Annotated in this window: 4 protein-coding genes; 2 read left to right on the top strand and 2 right to left on the bottom strand. The window is 61.5% G+C overall.

All coding sequences use genetic code 11. The features are described 5' to 3' along the window. Nucleotides 1–38: 38 nt before the first annotated feature. Nucleotides 39–896, bottom strand: a complete 858-nt coding sequence (locus Q0288_RS13305) for a CPBP family intramembrane glutamic endopeptidase (RefSeq protein ID WP_299431204.1) — start codon at nucleotides 894–896, stop codon at nucleotides 39–41. A 5-nt stretch (nucleotides 897–901) separates the two neighbouring features. Continuing rightward, nucleotides 902–1,891, bottom strand: coding sequence for a hypothetical protein (locus tag Q0288_RS13310; protein ID WP_299431206.1), 990 nt, complete (start codon nucleotides 1,889–1,891; stop codon nucleotides 902–904). Between Q0288_RS13310 and Q0288_RS13315 the strand changes: the two genes are divergently transcribed. Then, entirely contained in the window at nucleotides 1,875–3,101 is a 1,227-nt protein-coding gene (locus tag Q0288_RS13315) for an MFS transporter (RefSeq protein WP_299431208.1), read from the top strand. The two genes, Q0288_RS13310 and Q0288_RS13315, sit on opposite strands and share 17 nt — an antisense overlap. Before the next feature lie 281 nt (nucleotides 3,102–3,382). Beyond that, the gene (locus Q0288_RS13320; RefSeq protein WP_299431210.1) at nucleotides 3,383–4,621 is read left to right on the top strand and encodes an MFS transporter; all 1,239 of its coding nucleotides are present in this window, start codon (nucleotides 3,383–3,385) and stop codon (nucleotides 4,619–4,621) included. Nucleotides 4,622–4,781 lie beyond the last annotated feature (160 nt).

Genomic DNA, 4,781 nt, shown 5'->3' on the forward strand with positions numbered 1-4,781 from the left:
GACGGTCGGCGAAAAAAGCGTCTCCCTTCGGTCGGGTTCTAACCGAATCTGGTATCCATCAGGGCAAATGCAAAGGCCAGCCCAAGCCCAATCAGGGTAAGCAACAGGGGCAGCGAACGCTCCGCTCGCAGGGGGGCCCTGTCCGGGGATAGCGGGTTGCGGCGAAAAAAGAGATGGGTTAGCAGGATACCTGCACCCAGCAAGATCAGGGCCGAACCAGGCTCGGGGGTAAAATCCGAGGCCAGCCGGTTCCCCCCTTCATGGCCCGACCCCAGAGCCATCACCCCAAAGGGCATCGAGTGCCCCCCCGCGTGCGCGAATATGGTCGTCCACAAACTGCCGCCTCTGGCGATATACCGGCCCCAGATCAGGCCAGCCCCCAGCGCATAGAGCACCACGGCAGGCAGTACGTGGGCCAGTGCAAACAACCAGGCGCTCAGCCAGACCGCGGCCCGCACCCCATCGTTGAAGCGAAAAGCGCGAAATATAAAGCCCCGAAACAAGGTTTCTTCCGCCAGCGGAACCACCAGCGCAACCACGACCCACAGGGGTAGCAATTCTCCCAACCCCGCGCCGGAGGGCAGATCCAGGTTGCCTTCGGCCCTCGGCAACAGGGCAAACCCCGCCCCGGCAAAACACCACGAGACCGGGACACTCCATAGCGGCAGCCCCAGCAGCTCCCGCAGGCCAGGCCGCCGGAAAAGGGAGGGCTCTTCGCGGTACAGCCGGCGCATCAGCACCACGGCAAATACCAACAACCCCGTGCCGGCCCCGATCTGCTCGAGAAAACCTGCTTCCCCACAAAAACCGACCTGGCAGGGAATCAGCCACAACAGGGTTCCTGCAACCGCTGCCAGATAAAACAGCCACAGCAAATACACGGCGCGGCTCACCATACAACTCAACTCACTCCCAACTGAAAAGGGGTTTTGTGTCCCGCCAGGGCAATTGCTCTGGCCTCGAGGGGAGCCCAGGAAAGCCCCAGCACAGCCCGGTAGGCGCGCAGGGCTTTGTCGCGCTGTCCCACCAAGTCGGCCAGCTGCCCATAGCGGGCCAGCGTGTAGCCGGGCAGGTATTCGGGACGCTGAAAATCGGTGTGGACGAGCTGCTCCAGGAGTGCAAACGCATCCTCGGCCTGCCCGGCAGCCAGGTAGATTTGTGCCGCGCAGTAGGTGGCTTCGGGGCCTTCCACTTCCTGCAATTGCTGCAGTACAGTCGCCCAGTCATCTGCTTCGTTTAGCTGCCAGGCCCGATCCAGCACGCTGCGCTGGCGCTCTGGCTCGGAGGGGGTATGGGCTCCTGGCAACTGGCGCCGTGCTGGGGGCAAACCCTCGAGCAGCACCGGATACTCGAGCACATCCACCAGCACCACCGCTGGCTCCTGGCAAATGCCCAGGCGTTCCGCTACCCGCTCCATGCGTTGTTGCCGGAAGCCCGTAGCGGGGCCTTCACCAAAGGCCTGCTGGTAGCCCAGGTGGTAGTCTCGCAAAACCTGTATAACCGCCTCCTGGGCGAAGTCTTCTGGGGTATGGGGGGTGCTGAGGATCCATTTCAGGCTCTCTTCCAACCCCTGCACCTGGCTCAGGGCCTGCTGGCCTTTAGGGTACTGGCGCAGCGCTTCACGGAATTGCTCGGCCTCAGCCTTGAGGTGGGCCTGGGAGTCCAGGGCTTCCACCGCCACATTTGCCCTTTCGGCCCAGGGCAAAACGTGGAACAATGGTATCTCGTTCTGGTCGCGCCAGCTCTGGGCCGCCAGCTCTTCGGGGCTATACGATGCTAGGAATATTTTCTTGGTCTGGTGCGCTTTTACCAGCTCTACCAGCGTCACCCCGTTGTAGCGAGGGTGCAGAATGTGAAAGGGGCCCAGCGTAGGAATGACCAAGACCGACACGCCCGGTATTCTAGACCTCCAAGACCGCAATTACCGTTTTGCAATGCTCAATGGCTGGTTCGTTCTATTGGGCGATGCTTTCTTTAATGGCTCCATCGTGCTGGCTTCCTTTGCCGCCAAGCTGGGGGCTGCGAACTGGGTGATTGGGCTCATGCCCTCCCTCCTCAATGCGGGCTCGATGGTTCCGCAGGTCTTCATTGCGAACTATGTGGCCCGGCTGCCGGTCAAGGTAGTCCTGTACCGGCGAATGGCCCTGTTGCGGGTGGCCAGCCTGAGCCTGGTCGCGCTGGGCGGGTTCTTTTTGGGCCACCGCCCCGATATCCTGCTCTGGGTCTTTGCGGTTGGACTGGCCCTCAACGGTTTTTTTACCGGGTTCTCCAGCCTGCCCTTCTGGGAGACCATCGGAAAAACCATTCCGATGGATCGTCGCAGTGGGTTGTTTTCGGCCCGCAGCCTGGTAGGGGGCCTGCTGGCCTTTCTGGCCGGTTTTGTGGTGCGATTCATCCTCGAGCTGCCCCTGGCCTTCCCTTACCCATATGCCATTCTGTTCACGCTGGGCATCCTGGCTTTTGCCTATGGCTGGCACATCTTCGGCCAGATTGACGAGCCACCCGACCAACAAGTCCGCACCGAGCGCATCTCGCTCAGCCTGCCTTTCCGCGATTTTTATTTTCGCCGCTTTCTGCGGGTGCGGGTCTTACTGGTAATTGCCAGCATGGTCGAGCCTTTCTACGTAGCCTATGCGGTGCGGGTTCTGGGCCACAAAGGCGAGATAGGCCTCTACCTGATGGTGTACATGCTTTCGTCGGTACTCTCAAACCTGCTGTGGGTGCGGATTTCCCGGCGCTACGGCTCGCGCAGCCTGATACTGATCGGCGCAGCCCTCGGCGCCACTGCCCCCATTCTGGCCCTGCTCCTGCCCCCCTCGGCCTTCTGGGTGGTCTTTGTGTTGCAGGGAGCTTACCTTTCCTCAATCGGGGTGGGCACCTCAACCTACCTGGTCAACCTGGCCCCCACCGATGCCCGCAGTTCGTACATCGGCCTTTCCAACACCATCGTGGGGCTGCTGGCCTTTTCGCCCGTGCTGGGGGGTTTGCTGGCCGACCGGGTGGGGTATATCGGGCCGATGGTGGTTGCGACGGTCTGCTATGCCTGGGCATTGTATGCGGGTCGCCGTTTGAAACTGCTCGAGAGCGTGCAACCCCGGTAAAACCTATCCCGGTCTCGCGAGTACGCTTCGCTTGATCCTGATGCCGAAGGCCTCTTCCGGCTAAGTGCTTCCTGGGCCAGTATGCAACTCGAGACCGGCCATAACCGGGGACGGTTCAAATGGATGGCATCCCGGGCCGCCGCTGGGTTCCAGGAAGGGGTGCGCCCTCTACCCCAACCGCCCTAACCAGCAAAGCACTCCTCGGTTTTTGGGGTCGGCATCCTGTTCGGACGGGTCCCTTGGACCAGGCCTGGGTTTGCCATATGATTTCCAGGGTCACAATGGAACCCATCAAAGGTATTCCGGTTCGGTTTCGCAACCTGTTGTGGGGACAGACCAGCGTTACTTTTGGTGCGGTGGTGCTGGAAGTAGCGCTGCCGCTGCTGGCTGCCGTCACCCTGAATGCAACCCCTGTTCAGATGGGTTTGCTGGCAACCCTGCAAACCCTGCCCTGGCTGGTCATCACCCTGTTTGCGGGGGTATGGATAGACCAGGGCTCCCCCAAGCGCATCATGATCTGGGCCAACTATGGGCGGGGTTTACTGCTGCTAAGCATCCCCCTGGCCCAATTGCTGGGCTGGCTCAGCATCGAGTGGTTGTGGGTGGTGGCGTTTGGATATGGGCTGCTGCGGGTGTTTTTCGATCTTTCGGTGAGTGCTTTTGTACCCCACATCACCGAGCGGGAGCAACTGGTGGCGGCGAACAGCCAGCTCGAGAGCAGCCGCCAGGTCGCTACGGTAGCGGGGCCAGGGGTGGCCGGCCTGCTGGTGCAGGCCATGGGCGCACCCATCACCATTCTGCTCAATGCCCTGTTGTACTGGGTTTCGGCCTTCCTGATCAACCGCATTCCCAGCGACGAGACCACCAAGGTGCGCAGCCCCAGGCTCATCTTCAGCGAGATCGGTGAGGGCCTGCGACTGGTCTTCTCCGACCCCTACCTGCGGGCGCTGGTGCTGTCCAGCGCCACCTTCAACCTGCATATCGGGATGCTGGCGGGCCTCCAGATTCTCTTCTTCAATCGCGTGCTGGAGATCCCGCCGGCCTGGATTGGCGTCATCTTCGGCGTGGTGGGGCTGGGTGCCCTGATCGGAGCGCTCACCGCCTCCCGCTTCACCGCCTGGCTGGGGCCAGGCGGGATCATCATCCGCATGCAACTGATCTCCTCACTCACCGGGGTTGCGGTGGCGCTGGTGGTTGCCCCCCCCATCGCGGCGGCCATCCTGGTCAGTCTGATTCTATTTATCAAAGCCGTTTCCACCGTGGTGCGCAATGTGAACGCAGTAAGCATCCGCCAGGCCCGAACCCCCAAACACCTGCTGGGACGGGTGGGTGGAACCAGCCAGTTTGTGGGCATCGGGGTGGGGTCGCTGGGAGGCATTTTGGGCGGACTGCTGGCCGAGTGGCTGGGCATCCGCGAGGCCACGCTAATTGCCGGGCTGATCGCCATGCTCTCCTTCACCTGGTTGTTCTTCTCGCCTATTCGCAGCCTGAAACAGCTGCCCGAACAACTCCAGGGCTGACCCCGCAGGTGCTACGGGCAAACCCAGCGAAAATTAACGGAGGGCGTAACGCCCCCCGTAACACTTTTTCCTGTGGCCAATTAGACTATTTAGTCGTTCCAGATGAGGATTCGGCGAGCAACTTTTTTCATGTTCTTGCCTCCTGGGGAGCTCTGGGGAG

This window comes from uncultured Meiothermus sp. (genome assembly GCF_937863175.1).
GTDB lineage: Bacteria > Deinococcota > Deinococci > Deinococcales > Thermaceae > Meiothermus.

Excerpts from the sequence above, each read along its gene's own strand:
- Q0288_RS13305 (WP_299431204.1), bottom strand. The coding sequence starts at position 896 with ATGGTGAGCCGCGCCGTGTATTTGCTGTGGCTGTTTTATCTGGCAGCG.
- Q0288_RS13315 (WP_299431208.1), top strand. The coding sequence starts at position 1,875 with ATGACCAAGACCGACACGCCCGGTATTCTAGACCTCCAAGACCGCAAT.
- Q0288_RS13320 (WP_299431210.1), top strand. The coding sequence starts at position 3,383 with ATGGAACCCATCAAAGGTATTCCGGTTCGGTTTCGCAACCTGTTGTGG.